The sequence below is a fragment of the Paramuribaculum intestinale genome (assembly GCF_030759015.1).
Lineage (GTDB): Bacteria > Bacteroidota > Bacteroidia > Bacteroidales > Muribaculaceae > Paramuribaculum > Paramuribaculum intestinale.
This window is the reverse complement of record NZ_CP098825.1, coordinates 790,212-816,797: the sequence shown is the minus strand read 5'-3', so window position 1 is coordinate 816,797 and position 26,586 is coordinate 790,212. Positions and strand designations below refer to the sequence as shown.

General features: G+C 54.0%; 21 protein-coding genes and 1 tRNA gene. 13 read left to right on the top strand and 9 right to left on the bottom strand.

Annotated elements, in window-relative coordinates; translation table 11 throughout:
- Positions 1-2 precede the first annotated feature (2 nt).
- A complete protein-coding gene (ilvA, locus tag NF347_RS03640; protein ID WP_107035739.1) occupies positions 3-1,205 on the bottom strand; it encodes a threonine ammonia-lyase in 1,203 nt (400 codons plus the stop codon).
- Between the two features lie 123 nt (positions 1,206-1,328).
- Here ilvA and NF347_RS03635 point away from each other — a divergent pair, with 123 nt between their 5' ends.
- The 6 genes from NF347_RS03635 to NF347_RS03610 all read left to right on the top strand — a co-directional run bounded on the left by NF347_RS03635 (position 1,329) and on the right by NF347_RS03610 (position 7,864).
- Entirely contained in the window at positions 1,329-2,174 is an 846-nt protein-coding gene (locus NF347_RS03635; RefSeq protein ID WP_107035740.1) for an ABC transporter ATP-binding protein, read from the top strand.
- Complete coding sequence (locus NF347_RS03630; protein WP_107035741.1) at positions 2,171-3,001, top strand: hypothetical protein; 831 nt, start codon at positions 2,171-2,173, stop codon at positions 2,999-3,001. The genes NF347_RS03635 and NF347_RS03630 overlap by 4 nt, the downstream gene beginning before the upstream one ends.
- A 39-nt stretch (positions 3,002-3,040) precedes the next feature.
- Entirely contained in the window at positions 3,041-3,403 is a 363-nt protein-coding gene (locus NF347_RS03625; protein WP_107035742.1) for a GntR family transcriptional regulator, read from the top strand.
- Positions 3,400-4,230, top strand: coding sequence for a hypothetical protein (locus tag NF347_RS03620; RefSeq protein ID WP_107681348.1), 831 nt, complete (start codon positions 3,400-3,402; stop codon positions 4,228-4,230). The genes NF347_RS03625 and NF347_RS03620 overlap by 4 nt, the downstream gene beginning before the upstream one ends.
- Positions 4,231-4,254: 24 nt before the next feature.
- Entirely contained in the window at positions 4,255-5,358 is a 1,104-nt protein-coding gene (locus NF347_RS03615; RefSeq protein WP_107035744.1) for a 6-bladed beta-propeller, read from the top strand.
- A gap of 214 nt (positions 5,359-5,572) precedes the next feature.
- Positions 5,573-7,864, top strand: coding sequence for an NADP-dependent malic enzyme (locus NF347_RS03610; protein ID WP_107035745.1), 2,292 nt, complete (start codon positions 5,573-5,575; stop codon positions 7,862-7,864).
- 601 nt (positions 7,865-8,465) lie between these two features.
- Here the strand turns inward: NF347_RS03610 and scpA are convergent.
- The 3 genes from scpA to NF347_RS03595 form a co-directional block, all read right to left on the bottom strand.
- The gene (gene scpA / locus NF347_RS03605) at positions 8,466-10,604 is read right to left on the bottom strand and encodes a methylmalonyl-CoA mutase (protein ID WP_107681347.1); all 2,139 of its coding nucleotides are present in this window, start codon (positions 10,602-10,604) and stop codon (positions 8,466-8,468) included.
- Positions 10,605-10,633: 29 nt separating this feature from the next.
- On the bottom strand, positions 10,634-12,484 hold the full coding sequence (gene mutA, locus NF347_RS03600; RefSeq protein WP_107035747.1) for a methylmalonyl-CoA mutase small subunit: 1,851 nt from the start codon (positions 12,482-12,484) through the stop codon (positions 10,634-10,636).
- A gap of 84 nt (positions 12,485-12,568) precedes the next feature.
- Positions 12,569-14,215: a fumarate hydratase gene (locus NF347_RS03595; protein WP_107035748.1), complete on the bottom strand. Its 1,647-nt coding sequence runs from the start codon at positions 14,213-14,215 to the stop codon at positions 12,569-12,571.
- Positions 14,216-14,354: 139 nt separating this feature from the next.
- On the opposite strand from NF347_RS03595, the gene NF347_RS03590 reads away from it, so the two are divergent.
- The gene (locus tag NF347_RS03590) at positions 14,355-14,972 is read left to right on the top strand and encodes a hypothetical protein (RefSeq protein WP_107035749.1); all 618 of its coding nucleotides are present in this window, start codon (positions 14,355-14,357) and stop codon (positions 14,970-14,972) included.
- A gap of 8 nt (positions 14,973-14,980) precedes the next feature.
- Here NF347_RS03590 and NF347_RS03585 read toward each other — a convergent pair whose 3' ends face one another.
- Together NF347_RS03585 and NF347_RS03580 are read right to left on the bottom strand one after the other, a co-directional pair.
- Positions 14,981-16,672, bottom strand: a complete 1,692-nt coding sequence (locus NF347_RS03585) for a phosphoethanolamine transferase (RefSeq protein ID WP_107035750.1) — start codon at positions 16,670-16,672, stop codon at positions 14,981-14,983.
- Positions 16,659-17,822: a BamA/TamA family outer membrane protein gene (locus NF347_RS03580; protein ID WP_107035751.1), complete on the bottom strand. Its 1,164-nt coding sequence runs from the start codon at positions 17,820-17,822 to the stop codon at positions 16,659-16,661. Before NF347_RS03580 ends, NF347_RS03585 begins: the two co-directional genes overlap by 14 nt.
- Before the next feature lie 213 nt (positions 17,823-18,035).
- Between NF347_RS03580 and NF347_RS03575 the strand changes: the two genes are divergently transcribed.
- Both NF347_RS03575 and NF347_RS03570 read left to right on the top strand, forming a co-directional pair.
- On the top strand, positions 18,036-18,941 hold the full coding sequence (locus NF347_RS03575) for a DUF3943 domain-containing protein (RefSeq protein ID WP_161553752.1): 906 nt from the start codon (positions 18,036-18,038) through the stop codon (positions 18,939-18,941).
- A 90-nt stretch (positions 18,942-19,031) separates the two neighbouring features.
- Positions 19,032-20,000 carry a PCMD domain-containing protein gene (locus tag NF347_RS03570; protein ID WP_107035753.1) on the top strand — a complete coding sequence of 323 codons (969 nt, stop codon included), beginning with the start codon at positions 19,032-19,034 and terminating at the stop codon, positions 19,998-20,000.
- A 443-nt stretch (positions 20,001-20,443) separates the two neighbouring features.
- Here NF347_RS03570 and NF347_RS03565 read toward each other — a convergent pair.
- Positions 20,444-20,518, bottom strand: a tRNA-Pro gene (locus NF347_RS03565).
- Positions 20,519-20,613: 95 nt separating this feature from the next.
- Between NF347_RS03565 and NF347_RS03560 the strand changes: the two genes are divergently transcribed.
- The 4 genes from NF347_RS03560 (at position 20,614) to NF347_RS03545 (ending at position 25,344) form a co-directional block, all read left to right on the top strand.
- Positions 20,614-21,228, top strand: a complete 615-nt coding sequence (locus NF347_RS03560) for a hypothetical protein (RefSeq protein WP_107035754.1) — start codon at positions 20,614-20,616, stop codon at positions 21,226-21,228.
- A 195-nt stretch (positions 21,229-21,423) separates the two neighbouring features.
- Positions 21,424-22,179, top strand: a complete 756-nt coding sequence (locus tag NF347_RS03555; RefSeq protein WP_107035755.1) for a shikimate dehydrogenase family protein — start codon at positions 21,424-21,426, stop codon at positions 22,177-22,179.
- A gap of 53 nt (positions 22,180-22,232) precedes the next feature.
- Positions 22,233-23,270, top strand: a complete 1,038-nt coding sequence (locus tag NF347_RS03550) for a YeiH family protein (protein ID WP_107035770.1) — start codon at positions 22,233-22,235, stop codon at positions 23,268-23,270.
- A 34-nt stretch (positions 23,271-23,304) separates the two neighbouring features.
- Entirely contained in the window at positions 23,305-25,344 is a 2,040-nt protein-coding gene (locus NF347_RS03545; protein WP_107035756.1) for a ComEC/Rec2 family competence protein, read from the top strand.
- 40 nt (positions 25,345-25,384) lie between these two features.
- Here the strand turns inward: NF347_RS03545 and NF347_RS03540 are convergent, their stop codons facing one another.
- Both NF347_RS03540 and NF347_RS03535 read right to left on the bottom strand, forming a co-directional pair.
- Positions 25,385-25,783 carry an FKBP-type peptidyl-prolyl cis-trans isomerase gene (locus NF347_RS03540; RefSeq protein WP_107035757.1) on the bottom strand — a complete coding sequence of 133 codons (399 nt, stop codon included), beginning with the start codon at positions 25,781-25,783 and terminating at the stop codon, positions 25,385-25,387.
- Positions 25,784-25,819: 36 nt separating this feature from the next.
- Entirely contained in the window at positions 25,820-26,401 is a 582-nt protein-coding gene (locus NF347_RS03535; RefSeq protein WP_107035758.1) for a sigma-70 family RNA polymerase sigma factor, read from the bottom strand.
- Positions 26,402-26,586: the final 185 nt, after the last annotated feature.

The following is a 26,586-nucleotide window of genomic DNA, read 5'->3' as shown; positions in this document are numbered from 1 at the left end:
TATCACTGTTTCACGTCGAAACCGTTCTCGCGCAAAGCCTTTTTGATATCGGCGATATGCTGCAGATTGCGGGTTTCCATCTCCACACGGAGAGTACAGCCATTGATCTGGGTATGGCTTGAATTGCGCTCATGCTGCACGGAGAGGATATTGGCTCCATGATCGCCGATGATGCTGCACACCTTCGACAGCTGTCCCGGCTTATCCGAGAGGTCGATCGCGATGGTAGCGTCTCGGCCGCTCTTGACAAGTCCGCGTGTGATCACACGGTTGAGCGAAGTCACATCGATATTTCCGCCACTCACCAGACACACCACCTTCTTGCCCTTGACAGGCACCTTATCGAACATAGCAGCCGCCACCGACACCGCACCAGCGCCCTCGGCCACGAGCTTCTGCTCCTCGATAAGCTTGAGAATAGCTGCAGCGATCTCGTCGTCGCTCACGGTCACGATCTCGTCGACATACTTGCGGCACATCTCGAACGTATTGATTCCAGGCTCCTTGACCGCGATACCATCGGCTATCGTAGAAACGCTGTCGAGATGCAGACGCTCATTGCGCTTGAGCGAATCGGCCATCGAGGGAGCGCCCTCAGCCTGCACACCATAGACTTTCACCTCAGGCTTGAGAGTCTTCAGCGCGAACGCCACACCGGAGATAAGACCACCGCCACCCACAGGCACGATCACAGCCTCCACATCGGGCATCTCCTCGAGGATCTCAAGACCGATAGTGCCCTGTCCGGCGATCACGAGCGGATCATCGAACGGATGTATCAGCGTATATCCATGCTCCTTCTGCAGTTCCAGCGCCTTAGCATAGGCATCGTCGTAGACACCAGGCACCATCACCACTTCCGCTCCCAACCGCTTTGTCGCCTCCACTTTGGAGATCGGCGCACCCGCCGGCAGACAGATGATGCTCTTGATACCGTTGGCCGTAGCCGACAGCGCCACACCCTGCGCATGATTGCCCGCCGAGCAGGCTATCACACCCTTCTGAGCCTCTTCGGGTGTAAGCTGCGAGATCTTATAGTAAGCGCCACGGAGTTTGAATGCTCCGGTATGCTGAAGATTTTCAGGCTTGAGATACACCTGTGCGTCGGGATTTATCTTTGTAACACCTATAAGACGCGGATGACGCGCCACATCTTTAAGCACCTCTGCGGCATTGAACACCTGTGCTATGTCTAATTCTTCCATGATTGGTAATAGTTGTTTTTTTTGACTATCGCAAAGTTAGTAAATACATTTTTTTTGTGAAATATTTTTTGCGAATTAAAAATTATGCATACCTTTGCAGTGTACTATTTCACTATTACACTAATGCTCGAAATAAAAGACATCACATTCAGCTACGGCCGCCACCGGCCGCCCGTGCTCAACGACTTCTCGGCAAACATCCGCGACGGAGGCATCTACGGCCTGCTCGGCCGCAACGGCGCCGGAAAGTCGACCCTCCTCTACCTCGCCGCCGGCCTGCTCACCCCGCAGAGCGGACACGTGTATTACAACGGCACGGACACGCGCTTCCGCCGCCCCTCGACCCTGTCGGACATATTCATCGTGCCCGAAGAATTCTCGCTACCGAACATCAGACTCAGGGAGTTTCTGCGGCTCAACTCACGGTTTTATCCCAACTTCAGCCTTGACGACATGCGCCGCCACCTCGACACATTCGAACTGGAGTCGGATCTGCACCTCGGATCCCTGTCGATGGGCCAGAAGAAAAAAGCCTTCATGTGCTTCGCTCTCGCGTGCAACACCTCCCTGCTGCTGCTTGACGAACCCACCAACGGCCTTGACATACCGGGCAAAAGCCGATTCCGCAAATTTATCGTATCGTCGATGACCGACGACCGCACAATTCTGATCTCCACCCATCAGGTGCGCGACATAGACCGCATACTCGACCATGTGGTCATCACCGAACGCAGCCGGGTGCTGCTCGACCGCAGCACAGCCGAAATAACCGAACGCCTGCGGTTTGTCAACTCCGACTCCCCCGCCCTGATGCAGCAGGCACTGTTTGCCCAGCCGGCCGTGGGAGGCAGCGCTCTAATCCTGCCCAACGACAACCCCGATCATCCGACCGAACTCAACCTCGAGAGCCTTTTTGAGTATGCTCTTAACAATCCAGAAAGTCTAACCAGCAGATTCACACAGCAATGACAAACACCGACCGATTCAGCGCGGCAAGAACACTCAGCCTTACCGCCCTCTACATATCCGAAAACCGGCGCAAACTACTGCTCCGCACCGCCTTGTTAGTCGGAGTGATGATATGCATAGCCATAATAAACATCCCCTACAGCTACAATTGGGAAGAATGGCCTCAGAGAGAAGATATCAAACTCGGCGACATGACTGCGTTATATTACTTCGGAGGGTTGATACTGTCATGCCTGGGCTCATCACTGATGATGGAGGACATCAGAAGCAAAGAGGGCCGCATCAGACTGCTTATGCGCCCCACGCCAATAACCGAAACATTTCTATCGCGCTGGCTCATATACGTTATAGCCTTCCCGGTGATATTTCTACTATCTGTAGCACTCGCCGACGCAATCAGGGTAGGAATCGCAGCCATAACACTGCCCGACTATTATGCCGAATTCATTTTCAGGCCGATATTTATCGACAATGAAAACACGCGTTCAGTACTCGGCCCACCGCACTACCGCACCACATTCGTCGCATCCTTCATATACATCTACTTCTTCATCCAGTCGCTGTTTGTGCTCGGAAGCACGATATGGACCCGGAGCTCGTTTCTAAAAACATTTATTGTATTCGGGGCGCTGACAGCCATATATATGATATGCGCCATGATGACCGGAGAATATCTCATGTACGGAAAAATATGGCCCGAACATCTATGGATCAAGGATCATTTCAAAGAGATCATGTTCGCGATGGCGACAGCAGCTATCCTGTTCAACTGGACGCTGGGATGCATCAGACTTCATGAACTTGACGTGACCACCACCAAGCGATAGACGCGAAAGACCCAGATTGTCAACCCAATCAAAACCGACATGCAGTTTGACACCAACAAAGCGATATACCTGCAGATAGCCGACCACATTATGGACCGCATAATGGACGGCACCTTCAGCGCCGACCAGAGAGTGCCGTCAGTAAGAGAACTTGCCGCCGAAATGGAAGTGAACCCCAACACGACAGTCAGATCATACGAATGGCTTGAGCAACGTGGCATAATATTCAACCGTCGCGGCTGCGGATACTTTGTCGCCGCCAACGGCCACGAAATCGTCAGCGGAATGCGACGCGCCGAATTCTACGCCGATGAACTTCCACGGTTTTTCGAACGTATCCGCGCACTCGGCTGGACCACAATGGAACTCGCATCAGAATATGAAAATTTCTTAAAGCAATGAAAAAGACCACCATAATAATGATCGCCACCGCCATAGGCGGATTCATACTCACGCTCAGCGTGATTGCGATCACAACATCATACGGCATCAGAGCAGACATGTCGCCGATCGTCATCTCAAACGAATCCACAGAGAGCGTAGCCATAACCATGGCCGACAACATAGAAGTGACGCAACCCGAAGACCGGTATCTGGGCATTTCCCTATCCGCAGGCATCGAGATCATCGTAGCCGACACCACCGGCTCGCCCCGGGTGGAATATCCGTCGGGACTGGCTCCGTATATAACTGTCAGCGAACGCAACGGCAAACTCAATCTGCTCATAAGCCGACACGACGGCGACAGCTCCACCGGAAGAGGCTACTACCGACATATCGAGTGCTCCTATCCGATCCGCATCATCACACCGGCAGCTCCGGCAAAGATCAGAAGTACGCTCAGAGAGGTGCCTGTAGTCCTGAAAGACGCATCGACCGACAGCATCCATATGCAGATCAGAGGAACGACGCATTTCTACGACTGCCGCCTCGGCCTTGCGACAGTTAATCCGGACGACCTCGGCCAGTATCCATATATCAAGATCCAAAACACGTCGATATCCACCATTGCCTTAGGAGAGCGCACACTCCGACTGAGTATTAAGGCCGACTCACTTTCGACTGTCGAAGCCATCGACTGGCACAGCACACTGGATGCCGATGCAAGCTGCAGTCTGGAGACAGGCAGTCTGCGCATAGCCCGGATCTCATTCAGCAGCGTCAACGACAGTACGGACTTCGCGCTTCATACATCCGGAGCGTTCACACTCAACACCATAAGCAAGTAACTTTCAAAAAAACAATTCAACTCCATGAACACAAAAATCATCCTTTCGGCCACAGCCGCGATAGCCATGACATTATGCGCCTGCGGGAGCGATCAATCAGACAGACCGCTGACAGTAATCGACATCGAATCGCTGGTCGACGCTGCAGACACCGGCGAAGGACGGCTGGAGATGCTCATCCACCCCGAAGTAACCGACTCCACGATGCTCGGCATCAGCAATATAGCCGGAACGGTCGGCAACCGGCTGTTCGTATCGGACAAAGGTCAGCTTATCACCTTCGACACAAAGAGCGGCCGTTGCCTCGGCGCTTTCAACCGCCGCGGAGGCGGCCCCGGCGAATACCACAGCGCCATACAACCCTATCCAAGCGTTGACGGCAACGGCTGGGAAGTGTTTGATCTCATCAGCGACAAACTTTTTCGCTATGACCTGCACGGGAATCATCTCGGAACAATCGACACCCTGGGCATAGAACGCGACTTCCCCCTGCCCGGCGGCTACTGGGGCGGACTTACACACGCAAAGGATGGGGAAGAGTTGAGCCTGAAGATATTCGACCGCAACTGGCGCCTTACCGACTCCATACCCAGCGGAGCCTACTACCTCGTAGCCCACATGGGCAACTCGACCGTCGGCATGGGAGCCGACATCATAACCGGAAAAGATATAGCTTTAATCCAGTATAACTTCAACGACACACTCTACAGCATCGTCTCCGGTGAGAAGAACTTCAAACCATACGCCGTGATCGATCCCGGCAAATATGCCATCCCCGACCCGCGCAAATACTCCAATCTCGACGCATGGGAAGCTGACCGCAGAAACACCATCAGAGTGAGATTCATACCCTCGGCCGAACAGATGATGCTCGGATATATGTATGAGAACAAGCTGTATCTCCAGGTCGTAGACCTCACCGACGGCACACTGCTGTTTTCGAGAACTGTCGATCCCGACACCCGCGGCAAAGGCTTCGTGATGGACTATGACGGCAAGGAGGTGCTCACGATGCCGATACCATACAGCGACGGCGACGGCTTTTACTTCCTGATACTTGACGAATCAATGAGCGAGCTGACCGGAGTGGAGGACACCAATCCAGCCATTGTGAAAGTCAGATTCTGAGCCGTAAGCTCACATTGACAATCACATATTTTCCCGGATATTTTCCCAGATAGACTTTTTTAAGGAATAAAACGACAACCAAACATACACTCCAACGGTTATTTTTGTATATTTGCAAAAATATCCGCCACCAACCCCGGCTCAGTGATCCACAGCCGGGGTTGCGGCGTCAGCGGTATAATGACATTCACATTTTCAAACACATAGCACACAGATGTCGACAGTAACAAAAGAAGCGGCCCTTGAATATCACCGTCAGGGCAAACCGGGAAAAATCGAGGTGATCCCCACCAAACCCTACAGCACGCAGCATGATCTCGCTCTGGCCTATTCGCCCGGCGTGGCATATCCGTGCAAAGAGATCGAAGCCAAACCGGCCGACGTGTATGAATACACCAACAAAGGCAATCTCGTGGCAGTGATATCAAACGGTACGGCCGTGCTCGGCCTCGGCGACATAGGTCCGCTTGCCGGCAAGCCAGTAATGGAAGGCAAAGCATTACTCTTCAAAATATTCGCCGGGATAGACTGCTTCGACATAGAGGTGGACGAAAAAGACCCGAAGCGCTTCATCGACATAGTCAAAGCGATCTCTCCCACATTCGGAGGCATCAATCTTGAAGACATCAAGGCACCGGAGTGCTTCGAGATCGAGCAGCGGCTCAAAGAGGAGTGCGACATACCGGTGATGCACGACGACCAGCACGGCACCGCCATTATATCGGCTGCCGGCCTGCTCAACGCGCTCGAGATACAGGGAAAGCGAATAGAGGATGTGCTGCTTGTTGTGAACGGCGCCGGCGCCGCAGCCGTATCATGCACCAAGCTCTACATAGCGCTCGGCGTAAAGAAAGAGAACATCGTGATGTGTGACAGCAAAGGCGTGATCACCACACAGCGCAAGGATCTCAACCCTCAGAAAGCCGAATTTGCCACAGATCGCCCCGTCAGCACCCTTGCCGAAGCGATGAAGGGAGCCGACGTGTTTCTCGGCCTCTCCGTGAAGGATGTGGTCACGACCGAGATGGTACAGTCGATGGCCGAACGCCCGATCGTATTCGCCCTGGCCAACCCTGATCCGGAGATCTCCTTCGACAAAGCCATGGCCTCGCGTCCCGACCTGATCTTCGCCACAGGCCGCAGCGACTATCCCAACCAGATCAACAACGTGCTCGGCTTCCCCTACATATTCCGCGGCGCCCTTGACAGCGGCGCCACCACCATCAATGAAGCAATGAAGCTCGCTGCTGTCAGAGCCATTGCAGCGCTGGCCAAAGAGCCTGTGCCGACAGTGGTCAATGCAGCCTACAACATGACCGACCTGAAATTTGGCCGCGACTACATACTGCCCAAACCGCTCGATCCGCGTCTGCTCACGAGGGTGGCTCCGGCTGTGGCACGAGGCGCCATGGAGAGCGGCGTGGCACGCCGTCCGATAGCCGACTGGGAGGAATACTGCGAGCGCCTGCGCCGCCTGATGGGCTATGACAACAAGATCACCCACCGCCTTTACAACGAAGCCAAACGCCATCCGAAGCGAGTGGTATTCGGCGAGGGCAACACCGACAATATGCTCAAGGCCGCCGTCATGGCCCACAAAGAGGGCGTGCTTATCCCCGTGCTGCTCGGCAACGAAGAGATGATCGAGAAGCGCGCTGCACGCCTCGGGCTTGACCTGACAGACGTGGAGATCGTCAACCTGCGTCACGACCGTGAGGCTGACCGCCGTCAGCGCTACGCCGAACTGTTTGCCGGCAAGCGCCAGCGCGAAGGCATCACCGAAGCCGAAGCCCTCGAAAAGATGTATGACCGCAACTATTTCGGCATGATGATGGTGGAAACCGGCGACGCCGACGCATTCCTTGCCGGCACATATTCCGCCGCCCACTCCGTAGGCAAGATCGCCAAGGAGGTGATCGGCATACGTCCGAGCTACGACCACTTCGCCACACTCCATATAGTCAACACCAAACGCGGCACATTCTTCATTTCCGACACCCAGGTCAACAAAACCGTTGACGAAGACACCCTTGTCGACATAGCCCGCCTGACCCGCAACTCGGTGGAATACTTCTCACACGATCCGGTGATAGCCATGGTGTCGTACAGCAACTTCGGTTCGGGCCGCGAAGAGGAGTGCCTGACGGTGCGCAAAGCGGTGGAGCGGATGCAGACGATGTATCCCGACCTTGCCATTGACGGCGAGATGGGACTCAACTATGCCCTCAACAGCAATCTGCGCGACACCATATTCCCGTTCAACCGTCTGAACGGACAGGAAGTGAACACCCTCATATTCCCGAATCTGAGTGCCGCCACCACCGCTTTCCGCACGATGCTCGAAATGGGACTCGGCGACGCCATAGGCCCGATACAGATGGGCCTCAACAAGCCCGTGCATTTTATCAGCGTCAACGCCGGAGTACGCGACATCATAAACCTCGCCACCATAGCCAGCCTCGACGCCGCAGTGCTCGAACGCAACTCCACCCCCATCGACAAATAAACAGCTGACCTGAGCGACACATCACACAATCATAACACTTCATGCCTGCGGCTTCTCTGTCTGTCATTACTACAGCTACAGAAACCGCAGGCATTTTCGAAAATACCGCCTTGAACAGCAACGGCAATAATCATATACCTGCAGGTTGTATGCTCCGTGGAGCATCCCTACAACTTGCCTAAGGACAACCGAAGGGGAGATGGAACAATGTATTACTTTTTTTTGCACTAAGTAACTCTTAAAAATTAGTTGATATTATTAAATTCATCAGTAACCCGTGCCTGCTGCGGCGCTTTTTGATGTTGTCCGGCGTTTTTTGCTTTCACCCTCAGTTGTGTAGCTCGCTACACGCCCTCGTTTTCAAGTAAAAAACACTCGAACAAATCTCAAAAATCACTCGCAGCTAATTTTTGCGAGTTACTTACGACCATATTCCATCAGCCTTATAATGAATTGTCCATTCGGGCATAACAATACGCTGCAACATATTGATTTTTTGACACAGCGCCATCAGAATCAAGACAAGACCCTGTGTCATCGATTGCGTGACACAGGGTCTTATATCATTAGGAGGTCAACGGAATGACCTGTGGGAACGAGATCACTCGGCTTCGAGGAGCTCTATCATCTTGATGGCGCTGTCGGGGATACGTGTGCCAGGGCCAAAGATAGCCGCCACACCCGCACGATAGAGGAAATCGTAGTCCTGCGCGGGGATCACACCACCGGCAGTGACGAGTATATCCTCACGTCCGAGTTTGCGCAGCTCCTCGATGACCTGCGGCACGAGCGTCTTGTGGCCGGCAGCGAGCGAGCTTACGCCGAGTATGTGCACATCGTTTTCCACCGCCTGACGCGCAGCCTCGGCGGGAGTCTGGAAGAGCGGTCCCATATCGACGTCGAATCCGCAGTCGGCATATCCTGTAGCGACGACTTTGGCTCCGCGGTCGTGGCCGTCCTGACCCATTTTGGCGATCATTATACGCGGCTGGCGTCCTTCGCGTTTGGCGAACTCCTCCACCTTCTTCTGTGCCCTGACGAAGTCGGGGTCGTTGTTGGTTTCGTTGCTGTACACTCCTGAAATGGTTTGTATCTGTGCTTTGTATCGTCCTACTACTTCTTCGCATGCGTCGGAAATCTCGCCGAGCGTAGCGCGCAGTCCGGCAGCCTTCACGGCGAGGTCGAGCAGATTGCCCTTGCGGGTGCGCACGCACTCGGTGATAGCCGCGAGAGCCTCCTTGACCTTGGCCTCATCGCGATGGCTCTTGACTTCGTTGAGCCGTTCGATCTGCTCCTTGCGCACTTCGGTATTGTCGATCTCGAGGATGTCGATCGGATCCTCGTGGTCGAGTCTGTACTTGTTGATACCGACGATGGTCTGGCGACCGGAGTCGATACGCGCCTGTGTGCGCGCAGCGGCTCCCTCGATACGGAGCTTGGGCAGTCCGGTTTCGATAGCCTTGGCCATGCCGCCGAGCTTTTCGATCTCCTGGATGTGCTCCCATGCGCGTTGTGCGATCTCGTTGGTGAGCGCCTCCACGTAGTATGATCCGGCCCAGGGGTCGATCTCCTTTGTCACCATAGTTTCTTCCTGGATATAGATCTGCGTATTACGTGCGATACGCGCCGAGAAGTCGGTGGGAAGAGCGATAGCCTCGTCGAGAGCGTTGGTGTGGAGCGACTGTGTGTGTCCGAGGGCAGCTCCCATAGCCTCGATACAGGTACGTCCGACATTGTTGAACGGATCCTGCTCTGTCAGCGACCATCCGGAGGTCTGTGAATGGGTGCGGAGCGCAAGCGACTTCGGGTTCTTGGGGTTGAACTGCTTGACGATCTTGGCCCAGAGCATACGCGCCGCGCGCATCTTGGCGATCTCCATGAAGAAGTTCATGCCGATAGCCCAGAAGAACGACAGACGCGGGGCGAACGAGTCGATATCCATGCCGGCATTGACGCCCGCGCGCAGATACTCAAGTCCGTCGGCAAGCGTATAGGCCAGCTCGATGTCGCAGGTAGCTCCGGCCTCCTGCATGTGGTAGCCGGAGATGGAGATGGAGTTGAACTTGGGCATGTTCTGCGATGTGTATTCGAATATATCGGCGATAATACGCATCGAGAACTCCGGCGGATAGATATAGGTGTTGCGCACCATGAACTCCTTGAGGATATCGTTCTGTATCGTTCCGGCCATTTCTTCGAGCCTGGCACCCTGTTCGAGTCCGGCATTGATATAGAAAGCGAGTACCGGAAGAACGGCACCGTTCATGGTCATCGACACCGACATCTTGTTGAGGGGTATACCGTCGAAGAGCACCTTCATGTCGTCGAGCGAGCAGATCGACACTCCGGCCTTGCCCACGTCGCCCACCACGCGCGAGTGGTCAGCGTCGTAACCACGGTGTGTGGCAAGGTCAAACGCCACCGAGAGTCCCTTCTGACCTGCTGCGAGGTTGCGGCGGTAGAAAGCGTTGGATTCGGCTGCGGTGGAGAATCCGGCATACTGTCGGATAGTCCAGGGGCGCAGGGGGTACATGGCGCTGTACGGACCTCTGAGGAACGGAGGAAGACCTGACACATAGTTGAGGTGTTCGAGTCCTTCAAGGTCGCTCTTTGTATAGATCGGTTTTACAGGGATAAGTTCGGGCGTGAGCCATTCCTCACCCTTTGCCTCCGCCGGGGCATGAGCCGGAGTGGTGAAGGCATCTTTCGTTATGTCGATATTATTAAAATCGGGTCTCATTGTAAGATGGTATTAAGGATGAGGATTTATCATTTGAGCAGACGCTCGTTGAACGCACGCAGAGTGTCGAGCACATTTGAGCGCACATTGACGAAATTCTCTATGCCGATGGCCTTGAGATCGTCGGTGCAGGCCGGAGCGCCTGCCACAACGAATTCGGCGCGGCCGTCGAGGTAGCGGTAGGCTTCGGGAGCGAGCTCGGCATACTCGTCATCGCTTGAGCAGAGCACGATCACGTCGGCACCCTTGGCAAGAGCTTCGTCGACGCCCTGCTGCACTGTCTCGAATCCGAGATTGTCGATGATCTCGTAGCCGGCACAGCCGAAGAAGTTGGTGGAGAACTGCGCACGTGCGAGACGCATGGCCAGATTGCCGATAGTGAGCATAAACACCTTCGGACGATTGGATGCTGCCTCCGTGGCCAGTCGCAGCGCTTCGAAATCGCTTGCCGCGCGGGCTGTGGGGAGCGCTGCGTCAGCATTGTCATCGTCATGGTTGTGACATCCGCACGAGCATCCGGTGGCTTCTATCTTTGAGGCCGCCATCTCGTTGATATTGGGGTACTGGTTGGTGCCGAGAAGTATCTCCTTACGGCGTGCCACGTCGGTGTGGCGCTTATCGGAAGTGGCGCGGACAGCGCGCTGCACTTCGCCATCGTTGACAGCTGCAAGGAATCCGCCCTTGTCCTCCACTTCGAGGAAGAGCTTCCATGCCTCCTTGGCAATAGCGACCGTCAGAGTCTCGACATAGTATGATCCTCCGGCAGGATCGACCACCTTGTCGAGATGGCTCTCCTCCTTGAGAAGGAACTGCTGATTGCGCGCGATGCGTTCGGAGAAATCATCGGGTGTGCGATAGGGTGCATCGAAGGGAGTCACAGTGATAGAGTCGACTCCTGCGAGAGCGGCCGACATACATTCGGTCTGGCTGCGCAGAAGATTGACGTGTGCGTCGTAGACTGTCTGGTTGAACCGCGATGTCACGGCATGCACCGCCATCTTGCAGGCGTCGGCCGATGCGGGCTTGTAAAGCTCCACGATCTGCGCCCAGAGCATTCGTGCCGCACGGAATTTGGCGATCTCCATGAAATAGTTGCTGGAGATACCCATGTTGAACTTCACACGCGATGCTACCTCATCGACCGAGAGTCCCCGGTCGGTGAGCAGAGTCAGCCATTCGGCGCCCCATGCAAGAGCATAGCCAAGTTCCTGATATATATAGGCTCCGGCATCGCTCAGCATCACGCCGTCGGCACCGAGCAGACGCAGTCCCTTGACATCGGAGGCCACTGAAATCATATCGGCAGCCATTTGGGCGATATCGCCGGGGAACGGCTTGCCGTGCTTGAGAGCCTTCTTGAACGGATTGAAATCGATGCTTCCGCGGAATGTGTCGGCGGCGCCATGGTCCTTGACATACTTCACGATGCTTGCGCACAGCTCCTCGCAGTGGCGCGGGCATGCGGTGAAGTTGATCTCCACCTTGGCGATATCGATATCCTTGAGCAGCGATGCGACAGTAGCGGCGTCGCACTCTTTCATACGGAATCCAAGCGACGTGATGCCCTTGCCGAGCACGTCGAGAGCCTTGGCATTGGCGGCGACAGGATCGGCGGCGTCAATTTCCTGACGGGCCAGCCAGTCGTTGTCGGTGCGTGTGCCACGGACAAACGGATATTCGCCGGGAAGCGAATCGGTTGTGCTGAGGTTTTCTATATCCTCTGCACGGTACATAGGCTGCACATTGAAGCCCTCATTGGTACGCCATACCAGTTTCTTGTCGAAAGGAGCACCTTTCAGGTCGGCTTCCACTTTCTCGCGCCATTCGGCTGTGGTCACCGGCGGAAACTGGTCAAACAATTTTTCTTTTTTTTCTGCCATGATTTGGTATTGGGTATTAAGATTTCTTTAATGTCAGAGCGCCCGGATGCCGAAGCATCCAAGCGCGATGTAGTGACGGTATGATTACTTGAGTCCGCATCCGTTGCATTTCTGCACTATCTGCTGGAAGAAATCGTTGCCTTTGTCGTCGACAAGTATGAAGGCGGGGAAGTCCTCCACTTCGATTTTCCAGATAGCCTCCATGCCGAGTTCGGGATATTCGAGGCATTCCACTTTCTTGATGGAGTTCTGTGCGAGTATAGCGGCCGGTCCGCCGATAGATCCGAGGTAGAATCCTCCATGTTTGTGGCAGGCATCGGTTACCTGCTGGCTACGGTTGCCCTTGGCTATCATCACCATCGATCCACCTTCGGACTGGAACTGGTCGACATAGGAGTCCATGCGTCCGGCAGTGGTGGGTCCGAAGGATCCTGAAGGCATTCCTGCCGGCGTCTTGGCCGGTCCGGCATAGTAGATAGGATGATTCTGCATGTATTCCGGCATCGGCTCGCCACGGTCGAGACGCTCCTTGATCTTGGCGTGGGCTATGTCGCGGCCTACGATAATAGTGCCGTTGAGCGACAAGCGCGTGGCCACCGGATATTTGGAGAGTTCCTTAAGTATTTCGGGCATCGGACGGTTGAGATCGATCTTCACTACCTGACCTTCTCCTTCGCGGCGCATCTCTTCGGGGATCAGTTCGCCGGGATTGGAATCAAGTTTCTCGATCCATAGTCCCTTGCTATTGATCTTTGCCTTGATATTGCGGTCGGCCGAGCAGCTTACGCCAAGACCGACGGGGCAGGACGCACCGTGGCGCGGCAGACGGATGACGCGTATGTCGTGGGCGAAATATTTACCTCCGAACTGCGCGCCGAGTCCGATGCGCTGCGCCTCTTCGAGGAGCTGCTTCTCCAGCTCCGCGTCGCGGAATGCATGTCCGAGTTCGTTGCCCTTGGTAGGAAGATTGTCGTAGTATTTTACAGAGGCCTTCTTTACTGTGGCGAGGTTCATCTCGGCCGATGTGCCTCCGATAACAAACGCGATGTGATAGGGCGGACAGGCGGCTGTGCCGAGGCTCTTCATCTTCTCCACGAGGAAGGGGACGAGCTTTTCGGGCGTCAGAAGCGCCTTTGTTTCCTGATAGAGATAGGTCTTGTTGGCCGATCCGCCTCCTTTTGCCACGAAAAGGAACTTGTATTCGTTGCCGTCGACGGCATGGAGATCGATCTGTGCAGGAAGATTGCATCCGGTGTTGACCTCATCGAACATTGTCAGAGGCGCATTCTGCGAATAGCGAAGATTGTCTTCGGTGTAGGTGAGGTAGACACCTTTGGAAAGACGTTCTTCGTCGCCGCCGCCGGTATATACATTCTGTCCCTTGTTGCCGTGGATTATAGCTGTGCCGGTATCCTGACAGAACGGGAGCTGTCCCTTGGCTGCCACTTCGGCATTGCGCAGCATGGTAAGAGCCACGAACTTGTCGTTTTCGCTGGCTTCGGGATCGTGAAGTATCTTAGCCACCATCTCGTTATGCTCCCGTCGGAGCATGAAAGCGTTGTCGTGCGTAGCCTGACGCGCGAGCACCGTGAGAGCTTCGGGATCAACGACAAGCATCTCGTGACCGTTCCAATTCTCGGTCTTCACATAGTCGGGTGTCAGAAGATAATACTCCGTAGTGTCAGCCGACATAGGAAACATCTCCTGATATCGGAATGGTTTGGTTGCCATAATCAGATAAGTATTTATGTTATTGTATATGTTTATCGTATCTGAATGGCAAAGTTAACAAATTTGATTTCATAAAGCAAAACTTTAATGCGCCTATTCGCGTTAATATCTTAAAAAGGCAAAACATATATCAACAATCATGATCAAAACCGCATTATTTGCTTCAATTGCACTTGTGTCACTGACGCTTGTATCGTGTGATGAAACGGCTCGCCTAGCAAAAGAGATCAAAGGCAGCTGGTGTGGCACCCCCGAACGCCTATCGGACAAGATGTCGGGCACGGCCAACATTGTGGAGACCTTCAATTTTGTACGCGACGACGACAAGAACGGCGGTCCGCTGATAATCTCGGCGATGGTGGACGCGACAGGCCCTCTGCAACAGACGGATCAGATCGTCCAGCCATACGCCCTTTCGGCAGCCGCCGAAGTATCAGCCCAGGGCGTATGGACAGCGATTGACGATGACGAAGTGAGCGTGGCTATAGATCCGCAATCGATCGAGATAGACATAGATCCGGCCGACATAGTGTTTGACGCCAATCTGCTGACCAATCAGGAAGCGCCTGCCCTTGATTCGATCCGCCCTCTCGCTGCAGCATCACTCAAGGCACGCCTGAAGAGAGAGATCACCACACGTTTTCTTGAGCTAAAGCACCTTGATGACGTAAAAGTGAAGAAGAATCTCCTGCGCTATGAAGTCGGGAAAAAAGACATCACAATGTCACGCATCGGAGATATCGAGCCTACGAAATAGCACGACGCCTATCGTGCGAGGATAGCGTCGAGATCCACGGCGCGGTTGTGATCGTCAAGATAGCGCCGCGCCGGTTTCTTATATTCCCCCGACACGACGGAAAGCTCCGGATCGAAAAGCGGGGAACCGATGCCTGCAAACTGCAGTGCGGTATGATATACCGAACGCGAGGTGCTGACCGGCATCGGCCTATTGGCGCAGGCGGCGTCGAAATAGCCGGGATGACGCGCCGCCATGGGATCGGAAATCCATACAATCATCGGGACGTCGATCTGCCATCGGCTCGGCACAGGTGAAGCATGAAGAAACAGATGACGGTCGTCGTCGAAGATATCCTCACCATGGTCGGAGGCGTAGACCATCGCAGCCTCGGCACCTGACAAACGCAGGCATGACGCCACAGAATCAAGCATGGCCGCTGTGTAGAGTATGGTATTGTCGTAGGCATTGTCGAGCCGATCCTTGGCCGCCAACGAGGCATCGGTATATTCATAAGGGCCGAATCGGGCAAAATCCTCAGGATAACGGTCGTTGTAGCTGAAATGAGAACCATAGGCATGGAGCACTATGAGCTGACGATCCGCACCACGCACCAACTCTTCTTTCAGCAGCGGCAGCAGCTCCATATCTAACGACTCTCCCGAAGCCCCCGGCTGCTCCTTTATAAACAGAGTTGTGTCAGCTTCAAACGCAAAGCGGTCTATAAACGAACGGTTGTAGCGCTGGTTGGAGAAGAAGGCTGTGCGAAATCCCGCCTCACGGAATGCTGTCACAATGCTCTTTACCGAGTATATGGAATCTCCGAATGTATCGGCTGTGAGATGCGACAGCAGCATCGGGACACTCTTATGGGTGGTGTTGGATTCTGAATATGCCTCCGGAAAGCTGACAAAACCACCTGCAGCCAACGAGGGCGACGTCGGGCGACCATATCCATTGATCTGCCAACGATCGCCACGGGCTGTTTCACCCACGACGATCACCACGATCCTTCGTGCAGAGTCGGCCGGAAAAAGATCCACAGCATGAGCCGAAAACGACGATGATGTCGACCCATAGTTTTCAAGCCTTTCCGTGCGATCGACCGCAAGCACAATGTTATAAAGCACATTGAGCGGATAGATATCAATCAGAGGTCGCACCGGACGCGATCCAGGAAGCGAAACCGCAATCGCTACCAGAGCCACCAGCAAAGCCGACAAGGAAGCCCGACGGACGACAAAGAGCGCACGGCGGCCGGCACGCCAATGCCGGACACATCCCACGACCGCACATACGATAGGCGGCAGATACATCAGACTGACAGTCAGTATGGCTGACAACAGATTTCCCAAAAGTTCACCTACCTCAGTGGGATTTGTCGTGACAACGTTGAGAAACATGTCGACCGCTATGATCGACCGTCCGTAGAGAAACAGCAATACAATCTGGAACGCTCCAAGCACCATGAACGGTATCGTGGACAGAACTGTCGCAGCCACCCGGCGCGAACATGCAAGCCACAGACCGAACACCCCGACGGGGAAAAGAGCGTTGGCGATGCGTGCAGCCCACGACATCTGTTCGGTGACCGACAATATCACTGCCGGAGCCGCGAGCATTGCCAGAGTCCAGATCAACAATATGACGGATGAGACTTGTGGAGAAAGATATATATGCGAACGTGTTTTCAGACGGTGTGTTATATCAGAATGCTTCATTGATATTAAACGAAAAAGATGATGACCCGCGGCCTATACCATAATCGAGTCGCACATTGCAACGCTTTTTGAACTCCCACCTATATCCAAGTCCGACGCAGGGCAACACACGACTCCATCTCACACTTTCGACGGCCGGGGTTACGACTCCGGCGCCGGCCCAGAACGTCACACCACTACGACGCCACACATGCTGACGCAACTCTGCCACCACATTGAGAGCGCATTTGTCGCGATAGCGACCCTCGTAATAGCTACGCATACCGCCCCCTTCGTCGAGATTGGACATCATGCTCCAGCAGACATTGCCATAAGCGAAGCGTCCGGCCACCTGAGCAGCAAGCACCCCACCACGCCAGAGAGGAGTGTAACGGGCAAGCCGCAATGCCGTGAAGCTAAACGCATAACTATTGCTCAGGAAACGCGGGCAAAACTTCTGGTCAAGCACGAAAAGCCAACCTGTAGCCGGCCCGGTGTGTGAGTCGCGCGAATCGTACTGCAATCTGAAACCGGCGCCTACAGTGTTGGTGACCATATCCTGACCCAGCCACAGCTCCGGACGCTGTGCCTTGCGGGCATCATAGTGATGAAACTCAAGCGCCGGCCCTGCGAACAAATTGTCGCCAAGACGCCACATAAACGTGGCAGAGGCCCTGTAGGACAACAGACGATATGACGACTTGCCATCATCATTGCGCTGACTTCCGAAATCGAGTCCCCAGAATTCGGTCGGGAAAGAATAGAAGAATATATTGTAGTCAATACGCCGTCGGTCGGATGGGAATATATGCGTGCCACGCAGTCCGAGCAGAGCGAATCCGGCAGTGGAAATATCCGAGTACAGCGAAACGTTGGAGGGTATGGCCGATGTGTCGGACCTGTCAGCTAGATAATTGCCGGCGGCCACAAGACCTATGCCGAGCTTGGTATCCGACGCATAGTGAGGTCCTCCGATAAAACTGACATCAAGGCCTTTGCTATAGTCGGGTTTATTGGATTCGGCAAAATAATCGAGCAGGCGGTCGATGATATTCTTACGTTGGGGCACAGTATCGGCCTGAAGCGGATCACCATGGTCGGACGCTCTACCGGCAAACGGAATGATGAGCATCGTCACCGCCAGAAGTATTTTTTGAAACTGATCAGTCATTGATTTACGGCAGCAAAATTACTGAAAATGCTCCGATCAGTGAGCAAAACGCCTGTCAATCTTTTTCCGATAGGGTCAGATTGTTGTCCGCAACCGCCATAAAAAGTTACCACGACAGAACTGTAGCGTCGCGCCAGCGTTTAAGAAATAAGCATACTATCAACGTATCGACTATTTTAATCAATGAGAAGAATTACGGTCATATTAACGGTAATGATCTCCGCAGTATACCTGGCGGCCGGCGCCGTCTCGCTGCCGACATTGACAGAAATATCAATACCGACTCCAAGCATTTCATTGCCGCAGGCTCCGAAGGTGCCACAGACACTCGTTCTTCATCGGGCATCAATCACAAACGACGATGCCGGAGCCGACGACACCACCGAAGCGACCAGTGCCGCCACAGAAGGGTGCTGGTCGAAGAAACCGAGTCTGTATGACTATCCGTACTCCCCCACCCGATCCATGCGCGACTGGAACCGCCTGTGGGCCAATACGGCAGTCCTGATGGGTGGCGGTCTGACCGCGCTCGGCATCCTGGAACTGCTTCCTCAGGAATCGACAGCATGGAACAGTCATGAAAACGGCAAGACCCCGTTGTTCAAACGCTGGCTTCGCCACGTCAAAGAGGGTCCGGTATGGGACGGTGACAAATTCATCTTCAACTTTGTGCTCCACCCCTATGCCGGAGCGGCATACTACATGAGCGCACGGAGCTGCGGGTTCAACTACTGGGGTTCGTTTGTGTATTGCTTCTGCATCTCTACATTCTTCTGGGAATACGGATTTGAAGCCTTCAACGAAATTCCGTCGGCTCAGGATATTGTAGTGACATCGGTGGTAGGCTCAATCATGGGCGAGGCTTTCTATCATGCCAAACGCCATATAATGTCCAACGGCTACCGCATCTTCGGTTCGCGCGCCCTGGGCTATGTGGCGGCCTTTTTTTGCGATCCGGTCAACGAAGTCCTGGGCTATTTCAGGGGCGACCAGCACAGAGCCATCCGACGCTTCGACGGCGCGCCCCGGAGCATGGCGAGCGCATCGGGAGGATTCGTATTCAATCCGACTTCGCGCACAGGAATGCGCTACGGACTGACACTCACATATTCTTTCTGACAAATACCACTTTTTGACAAACATCACTGACAAACGTCACAGCATATACTTCAAAAAATGCATTAACTTTGCACATTCCATAAAAAAGATATGAACATAACACGCACAGCAAGCCTCGCGGCATTAATAATGTCGGCCATGATATCGGCTGCCCAGACCAAAACGACCGAACCGATACCTTACGGTGACTTCGAGCACTGGGTACGCCGCACTCTTCGCGAATCGGTGGTGATAGGCGGCCACGAAAAGGTGCTCTACGAAGTAGGTCCTGAGAGGAACATATCGGGGAGCGACAATGCCGCATACCGCAATCTCGGCGGCTCTCCGTGGGCCACAAGCAATGTTTACGCCAAAGTATCGGGTGTGACCAAAGGCTCCAACGCCGTGTATCCGGCCAACCGCACGGCCAGCAACCGATGTGCGAAACTGTGCACACAGATGGAACGCGTCAAAGTGCTCGGGCTGATAAACATGGATGTGATGGTGGCCGGATCGATGTTTCTCGGAGAGATGATAGAGCCGATCACAAGCACGAGCAATCCCTACGCCAAGATGGAGATGGGCATACCCTACACCAAGCGGCCGAAAGCTCTGGTGATGGACTATTCGGTAGACATGCCGCAGACCGACACCCGGGTGAAATCGACCGGCTTCGGCGGCAAGAAAGTGTTGCCCGGACGCGATGAGGCTGTGGTGTTCGTGATGCTTCAGCGCCGCTGGGAGGACGCTCAAGGAGGCCTACATGCAAAGCGGATAGCTACCGGCGGAGAGAAATTCAAACGCGGCACGGCATGGCAATCGGGACACCGCGTGCCGCTTGTATATGGCGATGTGTCAAAGAATCATTCGCTGTCATGGCTACCTCTGCGCAACGGCGACAACTCCTACTATGCCCACAATTCGAAAGGGAAACTCGTCAGGATACAGGAGGATGGGTGGGATTCAGCAGATGCGACTCCGACCCATATCATCGTGATGTTTTCGGCCGGCAACGGCGAGCCATACGTAGGCACTGAAGGACTGACGCTCTACGTGGACAATGTAGGCTTCGCTTTCTGACCGCACCGTTCCAGATCCGGCAACACACAACAACTGCAATCATAATACCATACACCATGAAACATTTCAAACCCAAAGCCACTATAGGTTATTCGCAGGGTCAACGCATTCTTGCGAGACACATTGACAAATAGCTTGTGGGTGAGTAACTATTCAGCGAAAACAAAGGATACGAAGATTTAGCTCATCAGTGGGTGAACATAATTGTTAAATTACTCATACTATTGTTAAACAATGTTGTCTATATTATTCCATATCGTTTCGGCTGTTGAAACATAAGTGAAACAACTTGCTCCAAAGTTACCCAAAATGACCCAAAACGACCCAAAAAAAATCCGCTGACCCCAAAAAACACACCGAAATAATGCCTAAAACTTACGTATAAACGCAAAAAAGCCTTGAAATCCAGATTGCGTCTGATTTTCAAGGCTTTTACTTCATTGTCGGGGTGAAAGGATTCGAACCTTCGACCCCCTGGTCCCAAACCAGGTGCGCTAACCGGACTGCGCTACACCCCGCCTGAACATGCCGCTATAAGCGACGCGACAAATAGACGCTGCAAAGTTAATCATTTTTTCGTAATTTTGCCTTCGTAAATAAATATTTCTTCGCAATGAAAGGAAAAATGCCCTATATTCTGCTTGTGCTCTTGATCATAGTCGGTATAACGAGCTGGGGCGCCGGAATAGCTCTGGCGTCGCAGACCCTGTCGTCACGCTGGATATCTCTGACCGCTGCCGCGATTCTTGCGCTGACTTCCCTGCCTATGACTCTTCGCGCCAAGAATGGAGTGAAGCGCTCCATCACACAGAAGACATTGCGGGGTCTGATGCATGTATTCGTAGCTGGCGGCGTAGGTTATCTCGCGATACTGGGCATCAACCGTCTTGGGGCAACCGAGGAGAAATCCGAAACGTTAATAGGCGCAGTGACCGAACGTACTCGTCACCGCCACAACCGCACCCGGCGTGTGGGCCGTAACAGATACGTGCCCGACGGCCATTACTACACTTACGGAGCTGTAGTGACGCTGCCCGACGGACGCAAGACCGAGCAACATCTAAGTCTGGAAGAGTACAACCGTACCCGCATCGGAGCGAAGCGTGAAGTGACTGTGGCCCGCGGATGGCTCGGAATGCCAGTGGTGATCAGCATGAAGGAATTATCTAAAAATAAGGAAACAGGCGTACCGATCCGCAAAAAAAAGACAAAAGCACAGAGAGAATGACTCATTGTCATGCAAAAACGATGAATATATGAACTTCAATTCGTATATTTGCAGAAGATATCAATCGAGAATGGCCGAGGCTCTGCCAGTAGACGCTATTTGACACCGCCCAACGACCAAGCGACAGTGCATATTCTTACATGTGTTTCATCGAAACTCCTGTAGTAATAATAACAAGCAACCGATTTAATTCGCATGGCAAAAACACCTGAACGGCTCTACGGCCTCATAGGGTATCCGCTCGGACACTCTTTCTCACAGAACTATTTCAACCACAAATTCGAGGCGGAAAAAATCCCGGCCCGATATGTCAATTTCGAGATCGATGACATAGGACGCCTCATGGAGATCATAGCCCAGTATCCCAATCTGGCGGGACTCAATGTCACAATTCCTTACAAGGAGCAGGTGATAGCCTACATGGACGAGATGGATCATGATGCGAAAGTGATCGGAGCGGTCAACGTCATCAAATTCATCGGTTCAGGCAAGAATCTGAAGCTCAAGGGCTACAACAGCGACATCATCGGTTTTTCCGATTCGATAGCCCCCCTTCTCAACCCGGCTCGCAAGAATGCATTAGTGCTCGGCACCGGTGGCGCGGCAAAGGCCGTAGGCTGCGGACTGAAGAATCTGGGAGTCGAGGTGACATGGGTGTCGCGCACCAAACGTGACAACACGCTGACCTATGGCGAACTGACACCCGAGGTCATGGCAAAACACAAAATAATAGTCAACACCACCCCGCTCGGCATGTATCCGCATGTAGACGAATGCCCTGATATTCCTTACGAAGAACTGACAAGGGAACACCTTTGCTATGACCTTCTCTACAACCCTGACGTCACACTGTTCATGAAGCGGTCGCAGGAGCATGGAGCTGAAACAAAAAACGGGTTGGAAATGTTGTTACTTCAGGCGTTTGCCGCATGGAACATCTGGCACTCATAAAAGACAACACACACAATAAGCAACGAACACATAACCAAACCTATTTCAAAATCATGTTGACAGAAAAACGCAGCAGCATGCTCCACGGTGTACTGCTCATAGCCCTCTTCTCATGCGCCGCCTTCTATATAGGCAGTGCGCAAGTGGTGCGCGAACTATCTTTGAGCCCGATGATCATAGGTATCGTTCTCGGTATGCTCTATGCCAATTCACTGCGCAACAACCTACCGGAAACGTGGGTTCCCGGCATACAATTCTGCTCTAAACGGATATTGCGCGTGGGTATCATACTCTACGGCTTCCGGCTTACTTTTCAGGACATACTCAATGTAGGCGCGGCCGGAATCATCGTCGACGCCATAGTCGTGGCCACTACCATACTCGGTGGCATACTCATAGGCAAAATGATGAAGATGGACCGCGACATAGCTCTTCTCACCTCCATAGGCAGCGGCATCTGCGGTGCGGCAGCCGTGCTCGGAGCCGAGTCGACCATCCAGACCAAGCCTTACAAGACGGCTGTGGCCGTGGCCACAGTAGTGATATTCGGCACACTGTCGATGTTTCTTTATCCCATAGCCTACCGCGCCGGCATCCTTGAGATGACTCCTCAGGAGGTAGGCATCTATGCCGGCGCCACCCTCCACGAAGTGGCTCACGCCGTAGGAGCCGGCAACGCCATGGGAGCCGATGTGGCCAATGTAGCCATCATCGTGAAGATGATCCGCGTGATGCTGCTGGTGCCTGTGTTGCTCATCCTCGGCTGGTGGGTGGCACGACGCGCCGCCCGTTCGGCCCAGCATGACGGCTCCACGAAAGGCAAGGTGGCCATACCCTGGTTTGCCGTAGGATTTCTTGCCGTGATCGGTTTCAACTCATTCGACCTGCTTCCAATGCCGGTAGTAGACGCGATCAATTACTTCGACACCTTCCTGCTGACCATGGCCATGACCGCCTTAGGCGCCGAAACCAGTATCGACAAATTTAAGAAAGCCGGCGCCAAGCCGTTCATCCTTGCTTTCTGGCTTTATCTGTGGCTGCTCGGCGGCGGCTATCTCCTGTCGAGATACCTCGCTCCGCTCTGGCTATAACCGAAAATGAGCGCTCAGCGCCACAACCGACCAGATGCGTGCTCCTCTCTCCATGATGCCATTGATTCCTGCGGCCACAGCCATGGCTGCAGGAATCATTTTGTCGGCCCTCACCGACGCTGCCCTCATAGGACTGGCAGCTCTCGCGGCGGCGATCATCTTTGCAGCACTGAAACATAACCTCACAGCCATCACCACCTGTGCCGCAGCTGCCGGAGCGCTGGCTTTCGGCGTCGGCGCACCTGATGAGGAGGCACTCCCCTTCAACCGACCCATCATGCTCGAAGCCGACATCAAAGAGGTGAAGGACGGAGATGCCACCCGACGGCTGAAAGTCAGCCCTGTGAGATATGCCGACGAGAAGGGCAGCTACCGTCCGACAAATCCAGCCGACATATATCTGTACATTCCGTCGACAGAACCCTACACAGAGCCGGGCGACCGCATAGTCGCGACAACAGCCATAGAGCGTCCGGAAACACGGACGTATTTCCCGGAGGAAACGAGCGAACAGCAACGGATGAAGCGCAGCGGCATAGCCGGAAAGGCTTTTGTCAAGCCAGAAAACATAATCAGCGCAGAGCCGTCGCCACGCATCATGATGCGGCTGATAAAACTGCGCATGTCCATAACCGGCATCATTTACCGGAGCGGAATGAAGGGAGACACCAAGCGGCTGGTCAACATACTGATCACCGGCGACACCTCGGATATGAACCAGTCGACACGAAAGAGTTTTTCGGGCGCGGGCATGGCTCACGTACTTGCGCTCAGCGGACTTCACGTCGGGATCATCGCTTCGCTGCTGATGATAGCCCTGTATCCACTGCGCCTCTGCCGGATGCGCAGCGCTGCCTCAGCATCAGCCATCATCCTGCTTTGGTCATACGCCGCCGTCACAGGCCTGTCGGCATCGGTCACAAGAGCGACAGTGATGGCTTCGGTGCTGCTTATGGCCTCAATGCTTCAGCGACGCCACAGTCCGGCCAACGCCCTTTGTCTGGCCGCCATGCTTATCATGGCCTTCGATCCCACGGCATTATTCACAATCAGTTTCCAGCTCTCCTTTGCCGCAGTGGCCGGGATATTACTGTTCGCCCGACTGCTGAATCCGACCGCACCACGCCGACGCATAGCCCACCGTCTGGCAGGGATCGTATCCGTATCACTCTCCGCCATGCTTGCCACAGGGGCAATATCGGCATATTATTTCCACACCTTTCCGATCTATTTTCTTCCGGCCAACGTGGCTGTGGCTCCGCTGCTGCCGCTCCTGATATCGGGCGGAGCAACCGCCATAACCATCGAGGCTTGCGGAGGAGATCCGGTGATGCTCAACAGCGTCGTCGACCGGCTGGCTCAATGCGTAACCGGCATCGCCAACCTATGCAACAACCTGCCCGGAGCAACTTTGGACGGCCTTTATTTCAGTCCATGGCTTCTGGTCGGCGCAGCCTTGGCTACAGCGCTTCTCGCCTACGGGCTGCACTGCCGGCGCATGGCCGGACTGACTGCATCGGCTCTTTGTGCGGTTGCCACAATAAGCATGGGGATGATTCAGGCTACGCCCGAACACTCAGGAGTATATATCATTCCTGCCGCCGGATACACCTGTGTGGCCGTAGCCACGCCCGGCAGTGTCAGCATAATATCAACCGCCGGCGACCGCCAGCTATCAGAGATAGCCGCTCGCGAGATGCCACGCATGCGCGACTATATGGGTCGCCGAGGCATCGATACCCTGATGACAGCCAACCGACGGGCCGAATTTCCCGGCGTAGTCTACAGATGCCCGACTCTGCATATCGGGAACAGCAGCGTAGTATTCGCCGACGGCAACCGGAACACAAAACCGACCGATAGCGCGCCACCGGTCTACGTGATAATATGCCGCGGATACAGAGGAACAATGAAGGAAATTGCCACACAGTACCGGCCAGACACCATCGTGATGTCGACCGACTTAAACACAAAAATAGCCGACCGCTATATGAACGAATGCCGGCAACTCAACATGCCGGCCTATTCAATGCGATCGGGACGCATTCCCGACCTCAACGCCTTGCTGCGCTGAAGCCGTTTTCAGCAACAGATATGTCTGCCCCACTACATCATCAGTTGACGGCGAGAAGCTCTATATCGAAGATCAGAGTGGATCCTCCCGGAATGCCCGGTTGAGCCGACTTGCCATAGGCCTGCGATGCGGGGATGTACACCTCCCAGCGGTCGCCGACATGCATCTGCTGCAAGGCAATGATCCATCCGGGTATAAGCTCACGCAGTCTGAAAGCCGGAGGCGTAGCTCCACGACTACTGTCGAAAGCGCGACCGTTGATGGTCTTTCCGACATAATGCACCGTCACCACGCTCCCTCTGCCGGGCAGAGCACCCTTGCTGTCGCCCGACCGGAGCACCTTATAGAAAATTCCCTTGTCGAGCGGCTTCACGCCCGGCTCGCGCGACTTGGCTTCAAGCCACTCGAGATTTCTGCTCACATATTCCTGTTTTGCCATCTGCGATATTTCACCGATAAATAACGGGCATGTGCCTCAGACCGTAAGCGCTATATGATTGCGCTCGGCCAGCCGACGCATATTAATGATCGCGTAACGCATACGTCCCAAAGCGGTGTTGATGCTGACATTTGTCTGATCGGCGATCTCCTTGAACGACATGTCGCGATAATATCTCATCTCCAGTACCTCGCGCTGATTGTCGGGGAGAGCAGCCACCAGCCGGCGCACATCGCAGTCGATCTGCACCGAAGCGAGATGATCCTCGATATTGCCCTCGCTCAGTTCGCGGCGGTTGAGCACATCGGTTTCACCGGCATCGGCCGACACCACATTTTCGGCTTTTGCCTGCCTGAAGGTATCAATAATAAGATTGTGGGCGATACGTGTCAGCCATGAAAAGAATCGTCCGCTCTCGCTATAGCGTCCCTGCCTTATGGTCATTATGGCCTTGACAAATGTGTCCTGGAATATATCATCAGCCATATCGCGGTTTTTGACCACGGACAAAATATAGGAAAACAGGCGGGACTGATGACGGCGTAGAAGCACGTCAAACGCCTCATTGCATCCTGAAGCATACTTCGCCACCAGAGATTCATCGGGCAGCGCGACCATGTTCTGTGTCACTATTCTAAATTTTTACTGGTTTAGAGTAGCAGTGTTCCGATAGGCGTATAATGATTGGTTTTACGATAGATAGATTTCAAGCGGTCATCCCTGTAACTGACCACAGCGGCAAAATTAAGTCTTTTTTGTTTTATGGCAAAAAAATGTCACCGTTTCTTAACACGCTTAACAAT